Here is a 23,550-nt window from a genome sequence, read left to right on the forward strand (position 1 = left end):
CGTCCGCCGTCGCCTGTTCTCCCGGAGGCATCAACCGTGACCAAACCGCCCTTTACGCATCTGCACGTGCACACTCAGTACTCGCTGCTCGACGGTGCGGCACGGTTGAAGGACATGTTCGCCGCCTGCAAGGACATGGGGATGACGCACATCGCCATGACCGACCACGGCAATCTGCACGGGGCGTACGACTTCTTCCACACGGCGGAGAAGGCCGGGGTCACGCCGATCATCGGCATCGAGGCGTATGTGGCGCCCGAGTCCCGGCGGAACAAGCGGAAGATCCAGTGGGGGCAGCCGCACCAGAAGCGGGACGACGTCTCCGGTTCCGGTGGTTACACGCACAAGACGATCTGGGCGGCGAACCGGACCGGGCTGCACAACCTCTTCAAGCTCTCCTCCGACGCGTACGCGGAGGGGTGGCTCCAGAAGTGGCCCCGGATGGACCGGGAGACCATCTCCCAGTGGTCGGAGGGTCTGATCGCCTCCACCGGCTGTCCCTCGGGCGAACTCCAGACCCGGCTGCGGCTCGGCCAGTTCGACGAGGCGGTGCAGGCGGCCTCCGACTACCAGGACATCTTCGGCAAGGACCGGTACTTCCTGGAGCTGATGGACCACGGCATCGAGATCGAGCGCCGGGTCCGGGACGGGCTGCTGGAGATCGGCAAGAAGCTGGGCATCCCGCCGCTGGTCACCAATGACTCGCACTACACCTATGACCACGAGGCGCAGGCGCACGACGCGCTGCTGTGCATCCAGACCGGGAAGAACCTCTCCGATCCGGACCGCTTCCGCTTCGACGGCACGGGTTACTACCTGAAGTCGACGGACCAGATGTACGCCATCGACTCCTCGGACGCCTGGCAGGAGGGGTGCCGCAACACCCTGCTGGTCGCGGAGCAGATCGACACCTCCGGGATGTTCGAGAAGCGCGACCTGATGCCGAAGTTCGAGATCCCGGACGGCTTCACCGAGGTCACCTGGTTCCAGGAGGAGGTCCGGCGCGGGATGGCCCGCCGCTTCCCCGGGGGCGTCCCGGACGACCGCCAGAAGCAGGCGGAGTACGAGATGGACGTCATCGTCTCGATGGGGTTCCCGGGGTACTTCCTCGTCGTCGCCGACTTCATCATGTGGGCGAAGAAGAACGGCATCGCGGTGGGTCCCGGCCGTGGTTCGGCGGCCGGTTCGATCGTGGCGTACGCGATGGGCATCACCGACCTCGACCCGATCCCGCACGGGCTGATCTTCGAGCGGTTCCTCAACCCCGAGCGCATCTCCATGCCCGATGTCGACATCGACTTCGACGAGCGCCGGCGCGTGGAGGTCATCCGCTATGTGACGGAGAAGTACGGCGCCGACAAGGTCGCCATGATCGGCACGTACGGCACCATCAAGGCCAAGAACGCGATCAAGGACTCCGCGCGGGTGCTGGGCTACCCGTACGCGATGGGCGACCGGCTCACCAAGGCCATGCCCGCCGACGTCCTCGGCAAGGGCATCCCGCTCTCCGGCATCACCGACCCGGCGCACCCCCGCTACAGCGAGGCGGGCGAGATCCGGGGGATGTACGAGAACGAGCCCGACGTGAAGAAGGTCATCGACACCGCCAGGGGCGTCGAGGGCCTGGTCCGGCAGATGGGCGTGCACGCCGCCGGCGTGATCATGTCCAGCGAGCCCATCGTGGACCACGCCCCGGTCTGGGTCCGCCACACCGACGGCGTCACCATCACCCAGTGGGACTATCCGCAGTGCGAGTCGCTCGGCCTGCTGAAGATGGACTTCCTGGGCCTGCGGAACCTCACGATCATGGACGACGCCATCAAGATGGTGAAGTCCAACAAGGGCATCGACCTGGAGATGCTCGCCCTCCCGCTGGACGACCCCACGACGTACGAGCTGCTGTGCCGGGGCGACACGCTCGGCGTCTTCCAGTTCGACGGCGGGCCGATGCGGTCGCTGCTGCGGCTCATGAAGCCCGACAACTTCGAAGACATCTCCGCCGTGTCGGCCCTCTACCGGCCGGGCCCGATGGGAATGAACTCCCATACGAACTACGCGCTGCGCAAGAACAAGCAGCAGGAGATCACCCCGATCCACCCGGAGCTGGAGGAGCCGCTGCGGGAGGTCCTGGACGTCACCTACGGCCTGATCGTCTACCAGGAGCAGGTGCAGAAGGCCGCCCAGATCATCGCCGGGTACAGCCTGGGCGAGGCCGACATCCTCCGCCGCGTCATGGGCAAGAAGAAGCCCGAGGAACTGGCGAAGAACTTCACCATCTTCCAGGCCGGTGCCCGGAAGAACGGATATTCGGACGCGGCCATCCAGGGGCTGTGGGACGTGCTGGTCCCGTTCGCCGGATACGCGTTCAACAAGGCGCACTCCGCCGCGTACGGACTGGTCTCGTACTGGACCGCCTATCTCAAGGCCAATCACCCGGCCGAATACATGGCGGCCCTGCTGACCTCGGTGAAGGACGACAAGGACAAGTCGGCGGTCTATCTGAACGAATGCCGCCGCATGGGCATCAAGGTGCTCCCGCCGAATGTCAACGAGTCGGAGTCGAACTTCGCCGCCCAGGGTGACGACGTCATTCTCTTCGGCCTCTCGGCCGTCCGGAACGTCGGTACCAATGTGGTGGAGTCGATCATCCGCTGCCGGAAGTCCAAGGGGAAGTACTCCTCCTTCCCCGACTTCCTGGACAAGGTCGAGGTCGTCGTCTGCAACAAGCGGACCGTCGAGTCGCTGATCAAGGCCGGTGCCTTCGACGAGATGGGCCACACCCGCAAGGGGCTGGTCGCCCACCACGAACCGATGATCGACAATGTGGTCGCGGTCAAGCGCAAGGAGGCCGAGGGGCAGTTCGACCTCTTCGGCGGGATGGGCGACGAGAGCGCCGACGAGCCCGGCTTCGGCCTGGACGTGGAATTCTCCGACATCGAATGGGAGAAGTCCTATCTGCTCGCCCAGGAGCGGGAAATGCTCGGGCTCTATGTGTCCGACCATCCGCTCTTCGGCGTCGAGCACGTGCTGTCCGACAAGTCCGACGCGTCGATCTCCCAGCTGACCGGCGGCGAGCACGGGGACGGCGCCGTCGTGACCATCGGCGGCATCATCTCCGGGCTCCAGCGCAAGATGACCAAGCAGGGCAACGCCTGGGCCATCGCCACCGTGGAGGACCTGGCCGGCTCCATCGAGTGCATGTTCTTCCCCGCCACCTACCAGCTGGTCTCCACCCAGCTGGTCGAGGACACGGTCGTCTTCGTGAAGGGGCGCCTGGACAAGCGCGAGGACGTGCCCCGGCTCGTCGCGATGGAACTCCAGGTCCCCGACCTGTCGAACGCGGGCACCAACGCGCCGGTGATCGTCACCATCCCCACCGTGAAGGTGACCCCGCCGATGGTCACCAGGCTGGGCGAGATCCTCGGCCACCACCGGGGCAACACCGAGGTCCGGATCAAACTCCAGGGGCCGCGCAAGACGACGGTGCTCCGGCTCGACCGGCACCGGGTGCAGCCCGACCCCGCCCTCTTCGGCGATCTGAAGGTGCTGCTCGGCCCGTCCTGCCTGGCCGGCTGAGCCCACGGGGCGCAGGGCACACACCGCGAGGGGCACGTCCGTGAACAACGGGCGTGCCCCTCGCGTACAGGGGTCGTGTATCAGTTGTGGCCGAATCGGCGCTGATGCTTACGAGCGACATCGGCCGGGCTGCCCTGGGCCTGGGCCTGGGGCTGTGCCTGCGACTCAAAGGCGGTGGACTTGGACGCTTCCTTGGAACGCTCCGCTGCCGCGGCGCGCTGCTGCTGGCTGCCCTTGCGATTCTTGTTCTTGGCCATGGGATGCCTCCAACGGGGTTCTCGGGGCCGGGGCCGCGACCAGACTCACATATGGGGCGATAAGCCGCATTTTGGATCATTGCCGTGGGTAATGGGGCCCGGGTTGCGACAGAACGACCGGTTCCGCCACGCCGATGATCGAGTTCCGGCCGTTAACCCGTGGACCGTCGGGCAGACTCGACGAAAACCCGGAACAATCCCCGGTCCGGAGGGGTCCTCGGGCCGCCGTCCGGCCGGAATGCCCAGGCCGCACCCCCCGTACCGGGGGAATGCCGGTCCCGTACCGGGGGAACACCGGTTCCCAAGATCGATTCAGGCAGTTTTCGAGAACCGCAAGCTAGCTTTCCCTGATATCACCATTCCCCAGGACCTTCTGATACCCGAGCAACCGGAAAGAGGGTGGAGCGCGTGGACCGCTGCGTTGTGCTGGTGGACGCCGGTTATCTGCTCGGCGCCGCCGCGAGCCTGCTGGCCGGGGAACCCGCGCGTTCCCGGATCACCGTCGAACACACCGCCCTCATCCAGGGCCTCCGGGAACTGGCCGAGAAGGACACCGAACGCCCCCTGCTGCGCATCTACTGGTTCGACGGCGCCCCCGACCGGGTGCCCCAGCCGGAGCACCGCAGACTGCGGGTGATGCCCCGGGTGACCGTCCGCCTCGGCGCGCTGACCCGCAGCGACGGCCGCTGGGCCCAGAAGGGCGTCGACGCCGCCATGCACGCCGAACTGACCGAGCTGGCCCGCAACCGGGCCTGTTCCGACGTGGTGCTGGTGACCGGCGACGGAGATCTGCTGCCCGGCCTGATGTCCGCCAAGGAACACGGCGTCGCCGTGCACCTGTGGGCCGTCCAGGCCGCCGACGGCGACTACAACCAGTCCGAGGACCTGGTCGCCGAGGCCGACGAACGGCGCGTGCTCGACCGGGCCTGGATCACCACCGCCGTCCGCGCCAGGGAACTCACCGGCGTGTGCGCCCCGCAGCCCGCGCCCCGGCCCGAGATCGCCGCCATCCTCTCCGCCCCGCTGCCCGAGTCGGCGCTCGCCGCCGCGCAGCCCCAGGGGGCGGTGACCGCCGAGAACGCCCGCAACGGCTCCCGGCCCGCCGCCGCGGCCGGCCCGGCCACCGCGCCCGCCGGCGTCAAGGGCGTCCCCACCCCCAAGGACCTCGCGGGCCTGCGGGCCCCCGGCAGCCAGCCCCCGCAGCACCCCGCGACCGCCACCCTCCGCTGGTCCTCCGACAAGGGCTGGATCGAACGCCCCGGGGCCGGGGCCCTCGGCGAGCCCGCGGAGACCGCGTCCCTGCCCACCCTCGCCCAGCTCACCAGCGCCGAGCAGCGCTGGGCCGACCGGGAGGAGGACATCACCACCGTCGGCGGCGACCCCTTCGAGGTCGGCCAGGTCTTCGCCCGGCGCTGGATGGAACGGCTGCCCGAGAGCGGCCATGTGCAGAAGCTCTCCACCATGTACCCCCGCATCCCGCACCGCATCGACGGGGAACTGCTCCGCTACGCGGCCCGCTTCGGGCTCCTCGCGCACAAGGACGACCAGATCGACGAGCACGACCGCTATGCCATCCGGGCGGGTTTCTGGCGCGAGATCGACGTACGGGCCGCCGCCGAGCACGCCCCCGCGGGGGAGTAGCGCGGACGACCCCGTACTCTCATACCTCGTGAGTACGGTGTGCGTGGTGCGGCGGCTGGTCAAGACGTACCCTGCCGCGCGCGCACGACGGGGCGTCCCGGCGACGCCCGAGGTGCGGGCCACGGACGGGGTCAGCCTGGAGGTCCGGGGCGGCGAGATCTTCGGCCTGCTCGGACCCAACGGCGCCGGAAAATCCACCCTGGTGCGCCAGCTGACCGGCCTGATGCGCCCCGACGCGGGCAGCGTCGAAGTCCTCGGCCACGACCTCGTACGCCACCCGGAGCGGGCCGCCCGGCTCATCGGCTACCTCGGGCAGGAATCCACCGCCCTCGACGAGCTGACCGTCGCGCTGGCCGCCGAGACCACCGGCCGGCTGCGCGGCCTCACCACCCGGGACGCCCGCGCCGAGCGCGACGGCGTCCTCGGCGAACTGGGCCTGACCGAGCTGGCCGGACGCCCGCTGAAGAAACTCTCCGGCGGACAGCGCCGGCTCGCCTGCTTCGCCGCCACCCTCGTGGGCACGCGCCCGCTGCTCGTCCTGGACGAGCCCACCACCGGCATGGACCCGGCGGCCCGGCGCGCGGTCTGGGCGGCGGTCGACCGGCGGCGCGCCCAGCACGGCACCACCGTCGTCCTCGTCACCCACAATGTGATCGAGGCCGAGACCGTGCTCGACCGGGTCGCCGTGCTGGAACGCGGCCGGGTGATCGCCTGCGACACCCCCGCCGGACTGAAGGAACGCATCGCCGGCGAGGTACGGGTGGAGCTGGTGTGGCGCGAGCGGGCGCCGCTGGACGTGCCCGAGGTGGCCGCCCTGCGCGGATCCGCGCAGGAACAGGGCCGCCGCTGGGTGCTGCGGCTCGCACCGGACGAGGCGCGCGCGGCCGTCGCCGCGGTGACCGGAGGCGCGGCCTTCGCCGCACTCGACGACTTCACACTGGCCACGCCCAGTCTGGAGGACGTGTACTTGGCGCTCGGGGGGAACGCGATGAAGGGGCTGGTCAAGGCGTGAGCATCGTGCCCGCGGAGGCGGTGTCCGACCGGACGCGGAGCAGGGACACCAGCGGCACGGAGCCGGCCATGGCGCCCGCGCCGCTCGCGCCCCGGGCGCGGCTGCTGCCCGCGCTCGGCGCCGTCTACCGCGCCCAGCTGTCCCGGGCCCGCGTCGCCCGGATCCCGCTGCTCTTCGTCGCGACCTTCCAGTCCGTCGGGATCATGGTCCTGATGCGGGGCGTCGTCGACGGCGGCGCCGAGGCCCGCGCCGTGGTCGCGGGCTCCTCCGTCCTGGTCGTCGCCTTCGTCGCGCTCAACCTGCTCGCCCAGTACTTCGGGCAGCTGCGCGCCAGCGGCGGCCTCGACCACTACGCGACCCTGCCCGTGCCGCCCGCGGCGGTCGTCCTCGGCGCGGCGGGCGCGTACGCCTCCTTCACCGTGCCCGGCACCATCGTCACCGCCGTCGCCGGCAGCGTGCTCTTCTCCCTGCCGCTCACCCATCTGTGGGTGCTGATCGCCGTGATCCCGCTCTCCGGGGCCGCCCTGGCCGGACTGGGCGCGGCCCTCGGGCTGCTCGCGCCCCGCCAGGAGTTCGCCACCCTGCTGGGACAGCTGGGCATGTCGGCGGCGCTGCTCCTCGGGGTGCTCCCGGCGGCCCGGATGCCCGAGCCCGTCTCCTATCTGCGGGACCTGCTGCCGTCCACGTACGGCGTCGAGGCGCTGGCGCGGACGTTCGACCCGGACCCCGACTGGGCGGCCGTCGCCGTCGACCTCACCGTCTGCGCGGCCGTCGGCCTGGTGTCGCTGACCGTCGCGACCTGGGCGTACCGGCGCGCGGCGGTCCGGTGAGGCGCGGCCCGCGCCCGCCTGGCACGATGTGCGGGTGACCGCACCGCTGACACCGCCGCCGCCGAATCAGAACCCCTGGCAGGCCCCGCCGCCACCGGGTCCGCAGACCCCCGGCGGCCTGGACCGGGCCACCGAGCTGCGCGAGGGCCTGCTCACGCTGGCCGTGGTGACGGCGGCCGGGGTGGCGATGGGGCTGCTGTGGCTCTGGCTCGCCCCCCGGGTGCCGCTGATCTCCGACGGCAAGGCGGTGTTCCTGGAGAACTCCGAGGGCGAGGGGGCGGTGGGCGCGGACGGCGTCTTCGCGCTCCTCGGTCTCGGCTTCGGCCTGGTGAGCGCCGCCGGGGTCTTCCTGTGGCGGCGGCGCGGCGGGATCGGTCTCGTGGTCGGGCTCGCCCTCGGCGGTCTGCTGGGCTCCCTGCTCGCCTGGCGGCTCGGCGTCTGGCTGGGGCCGACGTCCGATGTCGCCGCCCACGCCCGGTCCGTGGGCCGGGGCGTCACCTTCGACGCGCCGCTGGAGCTGACGGCGAAGGGCATGGTCCTCGCCTGGCCGATCGCGGCGATGCTCACCCATCTCGGGCTCACCGCGCTCTTCACCCCGAGGGATCCGGAGCCGGCCCTGCCGCCGCCGCCCCCGCAGTGGGGTCCGCCGCAGCAGCAGCTCTGACACCGGACACCGGACACCGGGGCCGCGCCGGCCCCGGCGCCCGGCGGTCACCGTCAGGCGGGCCGGCGGCCGTGGTTGGCCTTGCGGGTGCGCCATTTGCGTTTACGGGTGCGCTTGGACATGGGCTCGTCCTCCCTGGGCCGTGGGGCCTTCCCTACGGTCGTAGCGGAGGACGCCGCCGCCGTCGAGACCCCGGGCACCCCCCCCGTGGGCGGGAACCGCGTACGGACCGGGACCCACCGGGCCGTACGCGGACGGTCAGCCGCGCCCGATCGGCGCCAGCACCGCGCCCGTCAGCCCGGCCAGGTCACCGGGTGCCAGCTCCACCTCAAGACCCCGCCGGCCGGCCGAGACACAGATGGTGGCGTGGCCGGCGGCGGACGAGTCCAGCACCGTGCGCAGCCGCTTGCGCTGCCCCAGCGGGGAGATGCCGCCCCGGACGTACCCCGTCGTCCGCTCGGCGGCCGCCGGGTCCGCCATCGCCGCGCGCTTGCCGCCGACCGCCGCCGCCAGCGCCTTCAGATCGAGTTGGCCCGCGACGGGGACGACCGCGACGGTCAGCTCCCCGTCCACGTCGGCGACCAGGGTCTTGAAGACCCGGTCCGGGGAGACGCCCAGCGCCTCGGCGGCCTCCTCGCCGTAGGAGGCGGACGCCGGGTCGTGCTCGTACGCGTGCACGGTGTACGCCGTGCCCGCCGCCGTCAGGGCCACCGTCGCCGGGGTGCCGCCCTGCTTCTTCGCCTTCTTCGCCACGCGTCGCGCTCCCTGGTCGGGCCGGGTCAGTTGGGGTTCATGGGGGTGTGGGTCAGGTTCACCATCGGCACCGACGGCAGATGGCGGATCACGGCGGTCTCGGACCGCAGCAGCCCCAGCTCGTCGCGGAGCCGGGTCGCGGTGTCCGGGGCCTCCAGCAGCCGCTGCTTCGCCGGGGTGTCCAGTACGGCCGCCGCCGCCACCAGGTACGACACCACCGAGGGCTCGTCCGGCAGCTCGGCGCCCGTGGTCAGGGTGCGCTCCCTGGCCCCCGCGAGCCGCTTCTGGTAGCCGCGGAAGGCCCGCAGCACCCCGTCCGCGAGGACGCCCGCGTCCTGACCCGGCTCCTCCGGGATCTCCTCCAGCTCGGCCGTGAGATAGGGGCCGCTCGCGTCGACGGAGAGCAGCCGCACCCGGGTGGTCCCGGTCGCGATGACCTCGAAGCCGCCGTCCTCGCGCTCCCGGATCGTGGCCGCGTCGGCGACACAGCCCACGAGGTGGAAGACCTTCAGGGGGTCGTCGCCGAAGCCGGCGGCCGCCCCCCGCTCGGGGAGCGCCGTCGGGTCGGGCAGGCCCGGCGCGGTCGTGGCGACCTCGTGGCCGTCGCGGATGGCGACGACGGCGAAGAGCCGGGGCTCGGAGGCGTCCTTCTTCAGCAGCTCGCGCATCATGGCGCGATACCGCTCCTCGAAGACGTTGAGCGGCAGCACCAGACCCGGGAAGAGCACCGAGTTCAGGGGGAAGAGGGGGAGCCGTGCGGTGGTCACGACGGACAAGACTAATGGGCGGCGCGTCCGCTTTCCCTGGTCCCTGTCCGCAGCGGTGTCATCGAGGCCACCTGGATGCGTACGCCGCCCCGGGCGTCGAGGAAGTGGTCGAGGGGATCCTCGGAGAACCGGTTCCACGGGAACGAGGTCGCGCACGGCCCGATCAGCCGGAACTGTTCCAGCGCCTCCTCCCAGCGGCCGCGCCGCACCAGGACGTACGCCGTCAGATTGCGCACCTCGGCCGGCCAGAGGTCCCCGGCGGGGTACGCGGCCGAGAGCGCGACGGCGCGGGTGGCCGCCGCGTCCGTGCGCTCGTCCTCCAGGGGGCCCGCGGCCGGGGTGCCGTCCTCCAGCCGGGCGAAGGCGGCCCGCACGGGCAGCGCCTGCACCAGGGAGCCGGGCAGCGCGTCCGCCGCCGCCTGCTCGGCGAAGTCGAAGCACTCGCGGTGCGAGCCGTACCACTGGGCGGAGAGATAGCGCAGGGCGGCCACATGGCAGCCGTAGTGGTGCGGGGAGCGGCGCACGGCCTGCTCCCACAGCGTCCCGAAGGCGGTGTGGGAGGCGTGGGTGCCGCGCGCGTGGTCCAGGGCGATCCGCCAGGGCACGGGGTCGCCGGGGGTGGCTTCCGCCGCCGCGTCGATCAGGGGGCCGATCTCCCGCAGCCGCTCGGCGCGCGCCGGGGACTCCCAGGCCCGGCGGACCGCCAGCTCGGCCTTGACGGTGAGCGCGTCCGGGTCGCGGGGGGCGGTCGCCAGCCAGGAGGAGAGCCAGTCGCCGCGCGAGTGGGCGAAGTAGGCGAGCCGCATGACATAGCGGTCGCGGCTCTCCCACTCGGCCGCGTCCCGGGTGGTCGCCAGCAGTTTGGCGGCGGGTTCGTACTCCCCGAGCGCCGCCGCGACCAGGGCCGGGGCGATCCGGTCGTCGGGCGCGTCGAGCAGGACCGCGTCGTCCGGCGGCAGGCCCTCGGCCAGCCGTGGCGCATGGCGGATCATGCGCGAGGCACGCAGCAGCGCTCGAAGCAATGACATGGTGCGGACCATTGAAAGGCGCAGGTGGGGGCCGCGCCAGAGGGGAGCTGTGAAGCTTTGGTGGCGGGCGGGATGGTTGTCCTGACGAAGGCCAAGAGACGGTAAAGAAAGAGGTGATGGCGAGGAGGGCGGTCACCGGACCCCGTGCGGAGGCCCCTGGCGCCACTTCCAACTCGTGGGTCACGTGCGTCACATGAGCCCCAGGGGAGCATACGGGTTCCGGCCCCGCGGGGGTACGCCGGAATCCCTCCGCGGGCCCTCGCGGGATCGGGCCCCCGCCCCCGGCCGCGGGATCCGGGTCCCCTGCGGCTGAGGGATCCGGCCCCCACCCCCGGCCGCGGGATCCGGGCCACCCCGGCTGCCGGATCCGGGTCACCCCCGGCTGCCGGATCCGGGTCACCCCCGGCTGAGGAGCCGGCTCGCCCCCGCCGCCACTGTCGTCGCCAGGATCCACCCCAGCATCACCAGCACCGCCGCCACCCACTGCCAGGGCCCCTCCAGCTTCCAGTGCCCGTCCTGGCCCAGGTTGATCACCGGGATCAGCAGATCCAGCGCGTACAGCGCCGCGTTCCACCCGGGATGCTCGTCCTTCTTGATCGGAGCCGGGTCGACCTGCGAGAACGCCAGCGCCCCCGCCGCCCACAGCACCGCCATCCACAGGGCCGCCCGCCCCGGCCGGTAGCCGTACGCCACCGTCCAGTCCTGGAGGTACCCCCACGACTTCGCCGCCAGCGGCAGCGTCTCCCGCCGCCGCCGCTGCTTTGCCAGCAGCACCTCCCGGGCGTCCGCGTCCTCCCCGCTGTTCCGCAGCACCGCCGCCAGCCGCTCATAGGGCTCGGGCGAGTACTCGGGGGTCGCCGACGCCACCCACTCCAGCCGCCGGGCGAGCGGGAACTCCTCGTACGGCACCAGGTTCTCGTACACGAAACCGCCCATGGCGAGCCCCCCGGGCCCCGGCCAGCTCGCCGCCTGGTCGACCAGCGTCACCACCTTCGCGCCGTTGAGGACCACCCGGCCCTCCTCCGGGCGCTGCGCGTTGAACCGCAGCTCCGGGGCGACGATCCGGCGCAGCGACAGCTCCTCGCCCTGGCTCAGCACGAACCGCGCCCGGTGCAGATCCACCGCGTCCCCGAACCGCCCGTCGTCCAGGCGCACCCCGCCGTAGCACTCGAAGGGCTGGAGCCGGGTGTTCCGCCCGGCGGCGCCGACGGCGATCCCGAACGGGGGAGTCGCGTTCTGGTTCCCCGTGATCTCGCTCATCCACGCGCCCGTCATGTACAGCGTCCGCTCGACCGTCAGCTGCGGTGCGTTCAGCGCCCGCCGCTGGCCCGCCGCCCGCAGCCGGCTGCCCCGCAGGCTCAGCGACACCCCGACCTTGGCCCCCCGCAGACTCACCTCCCCGTACGTCTCGATCAGCTCCGCCTGGAGGTCCTGCGCCACCGACAGCCCGTCCGCGGTGATCGCCCGGCCCCGCCGGTCGGGTCGTACATGGATCTGGTTGATCAGCAGATCCGTGCCGATCTGCGCGTCCGTGAGCCGTATCCCGTGCTCCACCCGGCAGCGCGGCAGATGCAGATCCCCCTCCGTGCGCAGCCGCGCCGCCTCGATCCGGGGTATCGCACAGCCGACCATGCGGACGGTCGTGAAATGCGCCTCCGGGAACCAGACCTCGTTCTCGAACCGGCAGTTGTACAGCTCCACATAGGGCGAGACGCTGCCGCCCGCCAGCTTGAGCGTGCCGGTGATCTGCCCGCCGCGCAGCTTGAACGCGGCCACCCGGCCCGGCTGCGGGGACGGCCCGCTCAGCAGCAGCCGGGCCACGACGGAGGCGCGCACACTGCGCTCCGGGCCCCAGGGGCGGGGCGAGAAGGGATCGTTCAGCAGCGGATCGGGATCGCTGAGGTCATAGGTGCTGCCGTTCCGGAAGGCGTTCCACATGCGCTGCTCGGCCGGGGTGCACCCCTCCGGCGGTCCCTCGTCGTCCAGCGGCTCGGTCAAGGCCGCCCCTCCGCATCCTCGGCATTCTCGGCACTCTCGGTACTTTGACGTCACCAGATGGTCGCGCAGCGTACGCGCGCCACCCCCAGTGCCGTTCTTCCCGCTGTGTGACCGGATGAACGCCAGTGGTCACCGCAGCTCGCGAGGGAGCTGGGGTGAGTATCAGCCAGTGATACGGAAAACGGCACCCGAATCGGGTCTGCGAGAATTGACCCTGTGATCTCCCGAATCGATCTGCGCGGCGATGCCCTCCCCGAGGGGGCCGCCCTGCGCGCCCTGCTGCCCCGTGCCGACTTCGACGTCGCGGCCGCCCTGGAGAAGGTGCGGCCGATCTGCGAGGACGTGCATCATCGCGGCACCGCGGCGCTGATCGAGTACGCGGAGCGGTTCGACGGGGTCGCGCTGGAGCGGATCCGGGTGCCCGCCGCCGCCCTGACCGAGGCCCTCGAAGGCCTCGATCCCGCCGTCCGCGCCGCGCTGGAGGAGTCCATCCGCCGCGCCCGTATCGTCCACCGCGCCCAGCGCCGCGCCGAGCACACCACCCAGGTCGTCCCCGGCGGCACCGTCACCGAGAAGTGGGTCCCCGTCGACCGCGTCGGGCTCTACGCCCCCGGCGGCCGCTCCGTCTACCCCTCCTCCGTGATCATGAACGCGGTTCCCGCGCAGGAGGCCGGCGTCGCGTCCGTCGCGCTCGCCTCCCCGCCGCAGAAGGAGCACGGCGGACTGCCCCACCCGACGATCCTCGCCGCCTGCGCCCTCCTCGGCGTGGACGAGGTGTACGCCGCCGGTGGCGCCCAGGCCGTCGCGATGTTCGCGTACGGCACCGAGGAGTGCGCCCCCGCCAACATGGTCACCGGGCCCGGCAATATCTGGGTCGCCGCCGCCAAGCGGTACTTCACCGGGCTGATCGGCATCGACACCGAGGCCGGCCCCACCGAGATCGCCGTCCTCGCCGACGCGGGCGCCGATCCGGTCCACGTCGCCGCCGACCTGATCAGCCAGGCCGAGCACGACCCCCTGGCCGCCGCCGTCCTCGTCACCGACTCCGTCGAGCTCGCGGACGCCGTCGAGCGCGAGCTGGCGCCCCAGATCGCCGCCACCAAGCACGTCAAGGACCGGATCGTGCCCGCCCTCACCGGCCGGCAGTCCGCGATCGTCCTGGTCGACTCGGTCGAGGACGGACTGGCCGTCGTCAACGCCTACGGCGCCGAGCACCTGGAGATCCAGACCGCCGACGCCACCGCCGTCGCCGCCGAGGTCCGCAACGCCGGAGCGGTCTTCGTCGGCCCCTTCTCGCCGGTCTCCCTCGGCGACTACTGCGCCGGCTCCAACCACGTCCTGCCCACCGGGGGCTGCGCCTGCCACTCCTCCGGCCTGTCCGTGCAGTCCTTCCTGCGCGGCATCCACATCGTGGACTACTCCCGCGAGGCCCTGGCCGACGTCACCCACCACGTCGTCACCCTGGCCGAGGCGGAGGACCTGCCCGCGCACGGCGCCGCGCTGAAGGCCCGGTTCGACTGGAAGGTACCCGGCAAGTGAGCGACACCCGTGACCCCCGGACGGCCGGCGGCCCCCGGACGACCGGCGACCCCCGGACGGACGGCGGCCCCCGCCCGGACGGCGGCATCCGGATCGACGACCTCCCGATCCGGCCCGAGCTGCGCGGGAAGTCCCCCTACGGCGCCCCGCAGCTCGACGTCCCCGTCCAGCTGAACACCAACGAGAACCCCTACCCGCTGCCCGAGGCCCTGGTCGAGCGGATCACCGAGCGGGTGCGGGACGCGGCGCGCGGCCTCAACCGCTACCCCGACCGGGACGCCGTCGAACTGCGCACCGCGCTCGCCGGCTATCTCACCCGCACCACCGGTCACCCCCTCGACACGGCGAACGTGTGGGCCGCCAACGGCTCCAACGAGATCATCCAGCAGCTGCTCCAGACCTTCGGCGGGCCCGGCCGCAGCGCCATCGGCTTCGAGCCCTCGTACTCGATGCACGGACTGATCTCCCGGGGCACGGGCACCGGCTGGATCTCCGGCCCCCGCAACGACGACTTCACCATCGACGTGGCCGCCGCCCGGCGGGCCATCGCCGAGCACCGCCCCGACGTCGTCTTCATCACCTCGCCCAACAACCCCACCGGCACCGCCGTCGACGCCGACACCGTGCTGGCGCTGTACGAGGCCGCCCAGCAGGCGCGGCCCTCGCTGGTGGTCGTGGACGAGGCGTACGTGGAGTTCAGCCACCGCCCCTCGCTGCTGCCGCTCATCGACGGCCGCCCCGAGCTGGTGATCTCCCGCACCATGTCCAAGGCGTTCGGCGCCGCCGGGCTGCGCCTCGGCTATCTCGCGGCCCACCCCGCCGTCGTGGACGCCGTCCAGCTGGTCCGGCTGCCCTACCACCTGTCGGCGGTCACCCAGGCCACCGCGCTGGCGGCCCTGGAGCACACCGATACGCTGCTCGGGTACGTCGAGCAGCTGAAGACCGAGCGCGACCGGCTCGTCGCCGAGCTGCGCGCCATCGGCTACGAGGTGACCGACTCGGACGCCAACTTCGTCCAGTTCGGCCGCTTCCCCGACGCGCACGAGGCGTGGCGGAAGATCCTCGACCGGGGCGTCCTCGTCCGTGACAACGGCGTACCCGGCAGGCTGCGGGTGACGGCGGGCACCCCGGCGGAGAACGACGCGTTCCTCGACGCGGTCCGTGAGTTGAAGAAGGAGCAGAGCGCATGAGCCGCGTGGGCAGGGTGGAGCGCACCACCAAGGAGACATCCGTCCTGGTCGAGATCGACCTCGACGGCACCGGGCAGGTCGAGGTGTCGACCGGGGTCGGCTTCTACGACCACATGCTCGACCAGCTCGGCCGCCACGGCCTCTTCGACCTCACGGTCAAGACCGAGGGCGATCTGCACATCGACACCCACCACACCATCGAGGACACCGCCCTCGCGCTGGGCGCCGCCTTCAAGCAGGCCCTCGGCGACAAGGTCGGCATCTACCGCTTCGGCAACTGCACGGTCCCCCTGGACGAGTCCCTCGCCCAGGTCACCGTGGACCTCTCCGGCCGGCCCTACCTCGTCCACACCGAGCCCGAGCACATGGCGCCGATGATCGGCACGTACGACACCACCATGACCCGGCACATCTTCGAGTCGTTCGTGGCGCAGGCGCAGATCGCGCTGCACATCCACGTCCCGTACGGCCGCAACGCCCACCACATCGTGGAGTGCCAGTTCAAGGCGCTCGCGCGGGCCCTGCGCTACGCCAGCGAGCGCGACCCGCGGGCCGCCGGGATCCTGCCCTCCACCAAGGGGGCGCTGTGACGACGAACGCGTGTCGCGCGACCGCCGGCGGATACGGCGCGACCGGCGACGGATACGGAAAGAAAGCACTGTGAACGGTCTCTCCACGACCCTCATCGTCGTCGGGCTCTTCCTGCTCGGCGGCGTCTACTCCTTCGTCCAGCAGAAACTGCCCAAGGGCGTGATCGTGCTGGTCTCCATCGGCGCGGCGATGTGCCTGGTCGCCGGTGTGATGCGACTGGACGTGTGGGCATGAGCGCCCGGAAGAAAGTCGTCGTCTTCGACTACGGCTTCGGGAACATCCGCTCCGCCGAGCGGGCCCTCGCCCGCGTCGGCGCCGATGTCGAGATAACCCACGACTACGACACCGCCATGAACGCCGACGGCCTGCTGGTCCCCGGCGTCGGCGCCTTCTCCGCCTGCATGGAGGGGCTGCGCGCGGCCCGCGGCGACTGGATCGTGGGCCGCCGGCTCTCCGGCGGCCGCCCGGTCATGGGCATCTGCGTCGGCATGCAGATCCTCTTCGCCCGGGGCATCGAGCACGGCACCGAGACCGAGGGCCTGGACGAGTGGCCCGGCACCGTCGGCCCGCTGAAGGCCCCCGTCGTCCCCCACATGGGGTGGAACACCGTCGACGCCCCCGCGGACACCGAACTCTTCGCCGGTCTCGACGCCGACGCCCGCTTCTACTTCGTGCACTCGTACGCCGTGCACGACTGGGAGCTGGAGGTCACCAACAAGGCCATCCGCGCCCCCCGCGTCACCTGGGCCACCCACGGCGAGCGCTTCGTCGCCGCCGTGGAGAACCGGGCCCTATGGGCGACCCAGTTCCACCCCGAGAAGTCCGGCGACGCCGGAGCCCAGCTGCTGACCAACTGGATCGGAACACTGTGAGCAAGCTCGAACTCCTCCCCGCCGTCGACGTCCGCGACGGTCAGGCCGTGCGTCTGGTCCACGGCGAGTCCGGTACGGAGACCTCCTACGGCTCCCCGCTCCAAGCCGCTCTCGCCTGGCAGCGCGCGGGCGCCGAGTGGCTGCACCTGGTCGACCTGGACGCCGCCTTCGGCACCGGTGACAACCGGGAGCTGATCGCCGAGGTCACCGCCGCCATGGACATCAAGGTGGAGCTGTCCGGCGGCATCCGCGACGACGCCTCGCTCGCCGCCGCCCTCGCCACCGGCTGCACCCGCGTCAACCTGGGCACCGCGGCCCTGGAGACCCCCGAGTGGGTCGCCAAGGTCATCGCCGAGCACGGCGACCGCATCGCCGTCGGCCTCGACGTGCGCGGCACCACCCTGCGCGGCCGGGGCTGGACCCGCGACGGCGGCGACCTCTACGAGACCCTGGCCCGGCTCGACGCCGAGGGCTGCGCCCGCTACGTCGTCACCGACATCGCCAAGGACGGCACCCTCCAGGGCCCCAACCTGGAGCTGCTGACGAGCGTCTGCGCCCGTACCGACCGGCCCGTCGTCGCCTCCGGCGGCGTCTCCTCGCTGGACGACCTGCGCGCGCTCGCCACCCTGGTCCCGCAGGGCGTCGAGGGCGCCATCGTCGGCAAGGCGCTCTACGCGAAGGCGTTCACCCTGGAAGAGGCGCTGGCCGTGGTGGCGGAATGAACCCGATCGATCCAGTCGACTCGGGGATCCAGCGGGTCCAGAGCGGCTCCCCCTGGGAGGACGTCTACGGGTTCGCGCGCGCCGTGGCCGCGGGCGACCGCGTCGTCGTCGGCGGCACGACCTCCTTCAAGGGGTCCGTGCTGTACGGCGAGGGCGACCCCTACGAGCAGACCCGGGTCGCCATCGGCAACGCGCTCGCCGCGATCGGCTCGTTCGGCCTCGGCCCCGAGTCCGTCGTCCTCACCCGGCTCATCCTCACCCACGCGCGGGACGCCGACCCGGCGGGCCGCGCCCACCAGGAGGTCTTCGGCTCCGTCCGCCCGGTGATGACCCTCTCGGTGGTCTCCGGGTTCGTCGACCCGCGCATCCTGGTCGAAGTGGAACTCGAAGCGTACCGAGGAGATCGGGGGAGTACGGCATGACACTGGCCGTCAGGGTCATCCCCTGCCTGGACGTCGACAACGGCCGGGTGGTGAAGGGGGTCAACTTCCAGAACCTCCGGGACGCCGGCGACCCCGTCGAGATGGCGAAGCTGTACGACGCCGAGGGCGCCGACGAGCTGACCTTCCTGGACATCACCGCCTCCTCCGGCAACCGGGAGACCACCTACGACGTGGTGCGGCGCACCGCCGAGCAGGTCTTCATCCCGCTGACCGTGGGCGGCGGGGTCCGCTCCGCCGACGACGTCGACCGGCTGCTGCGGGCGGGCGCGGACAAGGTCGGCGTCAACACGGCCGCCATCGCCCGGCCGGAGCTGATCCGCGAGATCGCCGAGCGGTTCGGCAGCCAGGTGCTGGTGCTCTCCGTCGACGCCCGGCGCACACCGTCCGGGTCGTTCGAGGTCACCACGCACGGCGGCCGCCGGGGCACCGGCATCGACGCCGTGGAGTGGGCGCACCGGGCCGCCGAGCTGGGCGCGGGCGAGATCCTGCTCAACTCGATGGACGCCGACGGCACCAAGGACGGCTACGACACCGCGATGATCGGGGCGGTCCGCGCCCAGGTCACCGTGCCGGTGATCGCCAGCGGGGGAGCGGGCCGTCTCGCGGACTTCGCCCCGGCCGTCGACGCGGGCGCCGACGCGGTACTCGCCGCGTCCGTCTTCCACTTCGGCGATCTGCGGATCGGGCAGGTCAAGGAGGCACTGCGGGAGGCCGGACACCCGGTCCGCTGACCTGCCTCCGCACCCGTGTCCGCGCCTGCCTCCGCGCCTGCGCGCGCACCGGTGCGCGTACCGGTGCGCGTACGGCCCCCGGCCCGCCCGGCCGGGGGCCGACCCGTATTCCGTACACCGACTGTCCGGAAAAGGGCGTTCCCTTCTCCCGGGACCGGGTAAGCCTGCGTTCGACCCGTGACCCCTGCCAGGGAGGACCGCATGGCGGCCCCGCCCATCGTCGATCTGTCGCAGCTCAGTCCGGACTTCGAACGGGACCCGTACCCCGTCTACGCGGCGCTCCGCGCCCAGGGCCCGGTCCACCGGGTGCGCAGCGCCCTGGGGCTGGAGCTGTACCTCGTGGTCGGCCACGACGCCTGCCGCGCCGCCTACGCCGATCCCCGGTTCAGCCGGAACTGGGTGAAGAGCGGGAACATCGTCAACATCGCGTCGCTCGACCCCGGCCAGCCGACCCTCCAGCACATGCTGATGGCGGACCCACCGGACCACACCCGGCTGCGGCGGCTGGTGACCCGGGAGTTCACCGCGCGCCGCATGGAGGCCCTCGCCCCCCGGATCCAGCAGATCACCGACGAGCTGCTGGACGCCATGCTCGCCTCGCCCGACCGGGAGGCCGACCTCATCACGTCCTTCGCCTTCCCGCTGCCGATGACCGTCATCTGCGAGCTGCTGGGCGTACCCGAGCTGGACCGTTCCTTCTTCCGTACGTGGTCCACGCTCACCGTCGCGCCCCCGGACGCCGAGGCCCAGCGGGAGGGGTACCGGCGCATCGGCGACTACCTCGTGGAACTGATCGGGGCCAAGCGCGCCGACCCGGGCACGGACATCCTCAGCGGGCTGATCCACACCGTCGACGAGGGCGGCGACCGGCTGTCGCCGAGCGAGCTGATCGGCATGTGCGCGCTGCTCCTGGTCGCGGGCCACGAGACCACCGTCAACCTCATCGGCAACGGGGTCCGGGCGCTGCACGCCCATCCCGCCCAGCTCGCCGACCTGCGGGCCGACTGGGGGCTGCTGGACGGGGCCGTGGAGGAGATCCTGCGCTACGACGGGCCCGTGGAGGGCAGCACCTTCCGGCTGCTCCTCGCGGACGTCGAGATGGGCGGGGTGACGATCCCCGAGGGGTCCACCGCCGTGATCGTCCACGGGGACGCCAACCGCGACCCCGGCCGCTTCCCGGAGCCGGACACCTTCGACATCCGCCGGGACACCCGTGGGCACCTGGCCTTCGGCCACGGACTGCACTACTGCATCGGGGCGCCCCTGGCCCGGCTGGAGGGGAGGATCGCCCTGCGCAGCCTGCTGGAGCGGTGCCCGGGGCTGCGGATCACCGCTGACGAGAAGGAGCTGAGCTGGACCCCGGGGCTGCTGCTGAGAGGGGCCAGGACGCTGCCGGTGAGCTGGTGACAGCCGGTGGCGCCTGGCGGTGGCTGGTGATGCCCGGTGCTACCGGGCCGCCGGTACGCTCCGGGTGCTCCAGGCACTCCGGTGCGTCAGGCCCGCCACCGCCGGGCTCAGAGAATGCCGAGCGACGCCGTCCGCACCTTCGCGACCGCGTCCGCCTCCCCCGACAGATCCACCTGCGCCGCGTCCTGCCGGCCGAAGGCGAACAGCGTCAGCTCACCGGGCCCGCCCGTCACCGTCACCACCGGCGTGCCCCGGTGCGCCACCACCGTCTGCCCGTCGGGACGCCGCAGCACCAGCCCCACCGGCGCCTTCCGCCCCAGCAGCCGGGCGCCCTTCTCCAGCCGCGCCCACAGCGCGTCCTCGAAGACCCGGTCCAGCGGGCGCGCGGTCCAGTCCGGCTGCGCCCGCCGCACGTCCTCCGCGTGGACGAAGAACTCGACGGTGTTCGCCGCCTCGTCCACCTGCTTCACCGAGAACGGGGAGAACCGCGGCGGACCCGTCCGGATCAGCTGGATCAGCTCCTCGTACGGCTTCGCGGCGAACTCCGACCGCACCCGCTCCATCCGGTCCCGCAGCAGGCCGACGACGATGCCGGCCGACGCGTCGGGCCGGCGCTCGCGCAGCACCACATGGGCCGCCAGATCCCGGGCCGTCCAGCCCTCGCAGAGGGTCGGCGCCTCGGGACCGGCCGCCTCCAACAGATCCGCGAGGAGCAGCCGTTCGCGCTTGGCATGGGTCGACATGCCGCCAGCCTACGGCGCCCGCCGCCGGTCCGCCCAGTGGACGCGCGGCCCCGCGCCGCCGCCGGGCGCGGCACAATGGTCGGCATGACCAGCAGTGTCCCCGACTCCGGCACCCCTGACGCCCCGCGGTTCCCGGCATCCGGCCTGGATCCCGCCATCGCCGCCCGCCTCAAGCGCGGCGCCGACGGGCTCTTCCCCGCCATCGCCCAGCAGTACGACACCGGCGAGGTGCTGATGCTCGGCTGGATGGACGACGAGGCCCTGCACCGCACCCTCACCACCGGCCGCTGCACCTACTGGTCCCGCAGCCGCCGCGAATACTGGGTCAAGGGCGACACCTCCGGCCATGTACAGCACGTGAAATCGGTCGCCCTCGACTGCGACGACGACACCGTGCTGGTCAAGGTCGACCAGGTCGGAGCCGCCTGCCACACCGGCGACCGCACCTGCTTCGACTCCGGCGCGCTCCCCCTTGGCGAGTAGGGTCGGGCGCCATGGATCTGGAGACCTTCCGCAAGCTGGCGGCGGACCGCCGCGTCATCCCCGTCAGCCGCCGGCTGCTCGCCGACGGCGACACCCCGGTCGCCCTCTACCGCAAGCTCGCCGCGGAACGCCCCGGCACCTTCCTCCTGGAGTCCGCCGAGAACGGGCGCTCCTGGTCCCGCTACTCCTTCGTCGGGGTGCGCAGCGCCGCCACGCTCACCGAGCGCGACGGCGAGGCCCACTGGCTGGGCACCCCGCCGGTCGGCGTGCCCCGCTCCGGTGATCCGCTCGCCGCGCTCCGGGCCACCGTCGAGACCCTGCACACCCCCCGGGACCTGGCCGCCGAGCTGCCGCCCTTCACCGGCGGCATGGTCGGCTACCTCGGCTACGACATCGTCCGCCGGCTGGAGAAGATCGGCCCCGGCGACCACGACGAGCTGCGGCTGCCCGAGCTGACCATGCTCCTCACCTCCGATCTCGCGGTGCTCGACCACTGGGACGGCACCGTGCTGCTGATCGCCAACGCGATCAACCACAACGACCTCGACACCGGCGTCGACGAGGCCTGGGCCGACGCCGTCGCCCGGCTCGACGCCATGGAGGCCGACCTCGGCCGGCCCCTCGCCTCGCCGCCGACCGCGCTGCCCGCCTCCGAGCTGCCCGAGTTCTCCGCCCGCTGGGGCGGTGCGCAGTACCAGGAGGCCGTGGAGGACATCAAGGAGCGCATCCGGGCCGGAGAGGCGTTCCAGGTGGTGCCGTCCCAGCGGTTCGAGACCGCCTGCACGGCCAGCGCCCTGGACGTCTACCGGGTGCTGCGGGCCACCAACCCCAGCCCGTACATGTACCTCATCCGCTTCGACGGCTTCGACGTCGTCGGCTCCAGCCCCGAGGCCCTGGTCAAGGTCGTGGACGGGCACGCGATGGCGCACCCCATCGCCGGGACCCGCCCGCGCGGCGCCACCCCGCAGGAGGACCAGGCCCTCGCCGACGAGCTGCTCGCCGACCCCAAGGAGCGCGCCGAGCACCTGATGCTGGTCGACCTCGGCCGCAACGACCTCGGCCGGGTCTGCGAGCCGGGCAGCGTCGAGGTCGTCGACTTCATGTCCATCGAGCGCTACTCGCACGTCATGCACATCGTCTCCACGGTCACCGGCCGGGTCGCGCCCGGCCGCACCGCCTTCGACGTGCTCACCGCCTGCTTCCCGGCGGGCACCCTCTCCGGGGCGCCCAAGCCGCGCGCCATGCAGATCATCGACGAGCTGGAGCCCTCCCGGCGCGGGCTGTACGGCGGATGCGTCGGGTATCTCGACTTCGCCGGGGACTCCGACACGGCGATCGCCATCCGTACCGCGCTGCTCCGGGACGGAACGGCGTACGTGCAGGCCGGAGCGGGTGTCGTGGCGGACTCCGACCCGGTGGCCGAGGACACCGAGTGCCGCAACAAGGCCGCCGCCGTGCTCCGCGCCGTCCACACGGCCAACCGGCTCGCCGCCGGGGGACCCACCGGCTGACGGCCCGGCGGCGGCGCGGGGGACGGCGTAGGGGATAGTGGGGTACGTGAGTGCCGTACCCGTACCCCAGCCCCGTGCCACCTCCGCCGAGGCCCAGGCCACGGCCGCGAACACCGCACGCCGCAGCCTCGCCGCCGCGCTGCTGCTCGGCGGCGCCGGAGCCGCCGTCGTCCTGCTGACCGCCGGCCAGACCTGGGCCGAGGGCTCGGCCGCCGTCGTCGGCGGCGCCCTGCCGCTGACGGCCGACGGCAGCGAGGTCACCGGCCTTCCCACCGCCCTCGCCATCGTCTCGCTGGCCGCCCTCGTCGCCGTCTTCGCGGTCCGGGGCAGCGGCCGGATCCTGGTCTCCGCCCTGCTCGCCCTCTGCGGCGCCGGGGCGGGCATCGCCTCCTTCGCCGCCACCACCGGCGGGGACGCCCTCGACGACAAGGCGGCCACCACGACGGGCGACACCGCCGCCGCCGTGGCCGGGCTCACCCACACGGCCTGGCCGTACGTGAGCGCGGCGGGCGCGGCCCTGCTGCTCGTCGCCGGTCTCATCGCCCTGCGGCACGGCCGGCACTGGCCCGCGATGTCCGGCCGGTACGAGCGCGACGGCTCGCCCCGCGACCGCGCCCGGGCCGTGCCCGCCGACCCCGAGCGGCCCGAGGAGCTGTGGAAGGCCCTGGACCGCGGCGAGGACCCGACCGACCGGTCCTGACCGGCCCCCGCCCGCCCTCCGGCCGTTCCGACCCGCCGAACGCGCTCGCCGTGCCCCCGGGCGCGTGCGGGCCCACCGCGTACGGAAGAATG

General features: G+C 72.5%; 23 protein-coding genes. 17 read left to right on the plus strand and 6 right to left on the minus strand.

Annotated features, from left to right (window positions below):
• The first annotated feature begins 36 nt into the window (after positions 1-36).
• Positions 37-3,576 carry a DNA polymerase III subunit alpha gene (gene dnaE / locus SYYSPA8_RS08030; protein WP_323446263.1) on the plus strand — a complete coding sequence of 1,180 codons (3,540 nt, stop codon included), beginning with the start codon at positions 37-39 and terminating at the stop codon, positions 3,574-3,576.
• An 80-nt stretch (positions 3,577-3,656) separates the two neighbouring features.
• Here the strand turns inward: dnaE and SYYSPA8_RS08035 are convergent, their stop codons facing one another.
• On the minus strand, positions 3,657-3,833 hold the full coding sequence (locus tag SYYSPA8_RS08035) for a hypothetical protein (RefSeq protein WP_323446264.1): 177 nt from the start codon (positions 3,831-3,833) through the stop codon (positions 3,657-3,659).
• Positions 3,834-4,232: 399 nt separating this feature from the next.
• On the opposite strand from SYYSPA8_RS08035, the gene SYYSPA8_RS08040 reads away from it, so the two are divergent.
• From SYYSPA8_RS08040 to SYYSPA8_RS08055, 4 genes are read left to right on the plus strand one after another with little or no spacing between them, the layout of a single operon-like run.
• A complete protein-coding gene (locus SYYSPA8_RS08040; RefSeq protein ID WP_323446265.1) occupies positions 4,233-5,474 on the plus strand; it encodes an NYN domain-containing protein in 1,242 nt (413 codons plus the stop codon).
• A 46-nt stretch (positions 5,475-5,520) separates the two neighbouring features.
• A complete protein-coding gene (locus SYYSPA8_RS08045; protein ID WP_323446348.1) occupies positions 5,521-6,486 on the plus strand; it encodes an ABC transporter ATP-binding protein in 966 nt (321 codons plus the stop codon).
• A complete protein-coding gene (locus SYYSPA8_RS08050; protein ID WP_323446266.1) occupies positions 6,483-7,316 on the plus strand; it encodes an ABC transporter permease in 834 nt (277 codons plus the stop codon). The genes SYYSPA8_RS08045 and SYYSPA8_RS08050 overlap by 4 nt, the downstream gene beginning before the upstream one ends.
• Before the next feature lie 34 nt (positions 7,317-7,350).
• On the plus strand, positions 7,351-7,980 hold the full coding sequence (locus SYYSPA8_RS08055; protein ID WP_323446267.1) for a DUF2567 domain-containing protein: 630 nt from the start codon (positions 7,351-7,353) through the stop codon (positions 7,978-7,980).
• Positions 7,981-8,238: 258 nt separating this feature from the next.
• Here the strand turns inward: SYYSPA8_RS08055 and ybaK are convergent, their stop codons facing one another.
• The 4 genes from ybaK to SYYSPA8_RS08075 form a co-directional block, all read right to left on the minus strand.
• A complete protein-coding gene (ybaK, locus tag SYYSPA8_RS08060; RefSeq protein ID WP_323446268.1) occupies positions 8,239-8,733 on the minus strand; it encodes a Cys-tRNA(Pro) deacylase in 495 nt (164 codons plus the stop codon).
• A 26-nt stretch (positions 8,734-8,759) separates the two neighbouring features.
• On the minus strand, positions 8,760-9,500 hold the full coding sequence (locus SYYSPA8_RS08065) for an LON peptidase substrate-binding domain-containing protein (RefSeq protein WP_323446269.1): 741 nt from the start codon (positions 9,498-9,500) through the stop codon (positions 8,760-8,762).
• Between the two features lie 11 nt (positions 9,501-9,511).
• Positions 9,512-10,540, minus strand: coding sequence for a hypothetical protein (locus SYYSPA8_RS08070; RefSeq protein WP_323446270.1), 1,029 nt, complete (start codon positions 10,538-10,540; stop codon positions 9,512-9,514).
• Positions 10,541-10,924: 384 nt separating this feature from the next.
• Entirely contained in the window at positions 10,925-12,526 is a 1,602-nt protein-coding gene (locus tag SYYSPA8_RS08075; RefSeq protein WP_323446271.1) for an oxidoreductase, read from the minus strand.
• 216 nt (positions 12,527-12,742) lie between these two features.
• Here SYYSPA8_RS08075 and hisD point away from each other — a divergent pair, with 216 nt between their 5' ends.
• From hisD to SYYSPA8_RS08120, 9 genes are all read left to right on the plus strand, one after another.
• Complete coding sequence (gene hisD, locus SYYSPA8_RS08080) at positions 12,743-14,065, plus strand: histidinol dehydrogenase (protein WP_323446272.1); 1,323 nt, start codon at positions 12,743-12,745, stop codon at positions 14,063-14,065.
• Positions 14,066-14,151: 86 nt separating this feature from the next.
• Positions 14,152-15,255 carry a histidinol-phosphate transaminase gene (locus SYYSPA8_RS08085; RefSeq protein ID WP_323446349.1) on the plus strand — a complete coding sequence of 368 codons (1,104 nt, stop codon included), beginning with the start codon at positions 14,152-14,154 and terminating at the stop codon, positions 15,253-15,255.
• Entirely contained in the window at positions 15,252-15,845 is a 594-nt protein-coding gene (hisB, locus tag SYYSPA8_RS08090) for an imidazoleglycerol-phosphate dehydratase HisB (protein WP_323446273.1), read from the plus strand. Before SYYSPA8_RS08085 ends, hisB begins: the two co-directional genes overlap by 4 nt.
• A gap of 70 nt (positions 15,846-15,915) precedes the next feature.
• Positions 15,916-16,080: a hypothetical protein gene (locus tag SYYSPA8_RS08095; protein WP_323446274.1), complete on the plus strand. Its 165-nt coding sequence runs from the start codon at positions 15,916-15,918 to the stop codon at positions 16,078-16,080.
• A complete protein-coding gene (gene hisH / locus SYYSPA8_RS08100) occupies positions 16,077-16,718 on the plus strand; it encodes an imidazole glycerol phosphate synthase subunit HisH (RefSeq protein ID WP_323446275.1) in 642 nt (213 codons plus the stop codon). The genes SYYSPA8_RS08095 and hisH overlap by 4 nt, the downstream gene beginning before the upstream one ends.
• The gene (gene priA / locus SYYSPA8_RS08105; RefSeq protein WP_323446276.1) at positions 16,715-17,440 is read left to right on the plus strand and encodes a bifunctional 1-(5-phosphoribosyl)-5-((5-phosphoribosylamino)methylideneamino)imidazole-4-carboxamide isomerase/phosphoribosylanthranilate isomerase PriA; all 726 of its coding nucleotides are present in this window, start codon (positions 16,715-16,717) and stop codon (positions 17,438-17,440) included. The genes hisH and priA overlap by 4 nt, the downstream gene beginning before the upstream one ends.
• Positions 17,437-17,862: a RidA family protein gene (locus SYYSPA8_RS08110; protein ID WP_323446277.1), complete on the plus strand. Its 426-nt coding sequence runs from the start codon at positions 17,437-17,439 to the stop codon at positions 17,860-17,862. Before priA ends, SYYSPA8_RS08110 begins: the two co-directional genes overlap by 4 nt.
• Entirely contained in the window at positions 17,859-18,614 is a 756-nt protein-coding gene (gene hisF, locus SYYSPA8_RS08115; protein WP_323446278.1) for an imidazole glycerol phosphate synthase subunit HisF, read from the plus strand. The genes SYYSPA8_RS08110 and hisF overlap by 4 nt, the downstream gene beginning before the upstream one ends.
• A 201-nt stretch (positions 18,615-18,815) precedes the next feature.
• Positions 18,816-20,021 (plus strand): cytochrome P450 family protein, encoded by a 1,206-nt coding sequence (locus tag SYYSPA8_RS08120; RefSeq protein ID WP_323446279.1) that lies wholly within the window; start codon positions 18,816-18,818, stop codon positions 20,019-20,021.
• A 107-nt stretch (positions 20,022-20,128) separates the two neighbouring features.
• Here the strand turns inward: SYYSPA8_RS08120 and SYYSPA8_RS08125 are convergent, their stop codons facing one another.
• Entirely contained in the window at positions 20,129-20,764 is a 636-nt protein-coding gene (locus tag SYYSPA8_RS08125; protein WP_323446280.1) for a TIGR03085 family metal-binding protein, read from the minus strand.
• A gap of 84 nt (positions 20,765-20,848) precedes the next feature.
• On the opposite strand from SYYSPA8_RS08125, the gene hisI reads away from it, so the two are divergent.
• Genes hisI through SYYSPA8_RS08140 form a run of 3 tightly spaced genes read left to right on the plus strand, consistent with a single transcriptional unit; the run spans position 20,849 to position 23,458 of the window.
• Positions 20,849-21,247 (plus strand): phosphoribosyl-AMP cyclohydrolase, encoded by a 399-nt coding sequence (hisI, locus tag SYYSPA8_RS08130; RefSeq protein WP_323446281.1) that lies wholly within the window; start codon positions 20,849-20,851, stop codon positions 21,245-21,247.
• Between the two features lie 11 nt (positions 21,248-21,258).
• Positions 21,259-22,758 carry an anthranilate synthase component I gene (locus SYYSPA8_RS08135; protein ID WP_323446282.1) on the plus strand — a complete coding sequence of 500 codons (1,500 nt, stop codon included), beginning with the start codon at positions 21,259-21,261 and terminating at the stop codon, positions 22,756-22,758.
• Positions 22,759-22,795: 37 nt separating this feature from the next.
• Positions 22,796-23,458, plus strand: coding sequence for a TIGR02234 family membrane protein (locus SYYSPA8_RS08140; RefSeq protein WP_323446283.1), 663 nt, complete (start codon positions 22,796-22,798; stop codon positions 23,456-23,458).
• Positions 23,459-23,550 lie beyond the last annotated feature (92 nt).

The sequence above is a fragment of the Streptomyces yaizuensis genome, assembly GCF_034961445.1.
Lineage (GTDB): Bacteria > Actinomycetota > Actinomycetes > Streptomycetales > Streptomycetaceae > Streptomyces > Streptomyces yaizuensis.

What these genes read in the sequence shown, in the direction of transcription:
- SYYSPA8_RS08035 (WP_323446264.1), bottom strand. Translation starts at nt 3,833, where the DNA reads ATGGCCAAGAACAAGAATCGCAAGGGCAGCCAGCAGCAGCGCGCCGCG.
- SYYSPA8_RS08070 (WP_323446270.1), bottom strand. Translation starts at nt 10,540, where the DNA reads ATGGTCCGCACCATGTCATTGCTTCGAGCGCTGCTGCGTGCCTCGCGC.
- hisB (WP_323446273.1), top strand. Translation starts at nt 15,252, where the DNA reads ATGAGCCGCGTGGGCAGGGTGGAGCGCACCACCAAGGAGACATCCGTC.
- hisH (WP_323446275.1), top strand. Translation starts at nt 16,077, where the DNA reads ATGAGCGCCCGGAAGAAAGTCGTCGTCTTCGACTACGGCTTCGGGAAC.
- SYYSPA8_RS08110 (WP_323446277.1), top strand. Translation starts at nt 17,437, where the DNA reads ATGAACCCGATCGATCCAGTCGACTCGGGGATCCAGCGGGTCCAGAGC.
- hisF (WP_323446278.1), top strand. Translation starts at nt 17,859, where the DNA reads ATGACACTGGCCGTCAGGGTCATCCCCTGCCTGGACGTCGACAACGGC.
- SYYSPA8_RS08120 (WP_323446279.1), top strand. Translation starts at nt 18,816, where the DNA reads ATGGCGGCCCCGCCCATCGTCGATCTGTCGCAGCTCAGTCCGGACTTC.
- SYYSPA8_RS08125 (WP_323446280.1), bottom strand. Translation starts at nt 20,764, where the DNA reads ATGTCGACCCATGCCAAGCGCGAACGGCTGCTCCTCGCGGATCTGTTG.
- hisI (WP_323446281.1), top strand. Translation starts at nt 20,849, where the DNA reads ATGACCAGCAGTGTCCCCGACTCCGGCACCCCTGACGCCCCGCGGTTC.
- SYYSPA8_RS08135 (WP_323446282.1), top strand. Translation starts at nt 21,259, where the DNA reads ATGGATCTGGAGACCTTCCGCAAGCTGGCGGCGGACCGCCGCGTCATC.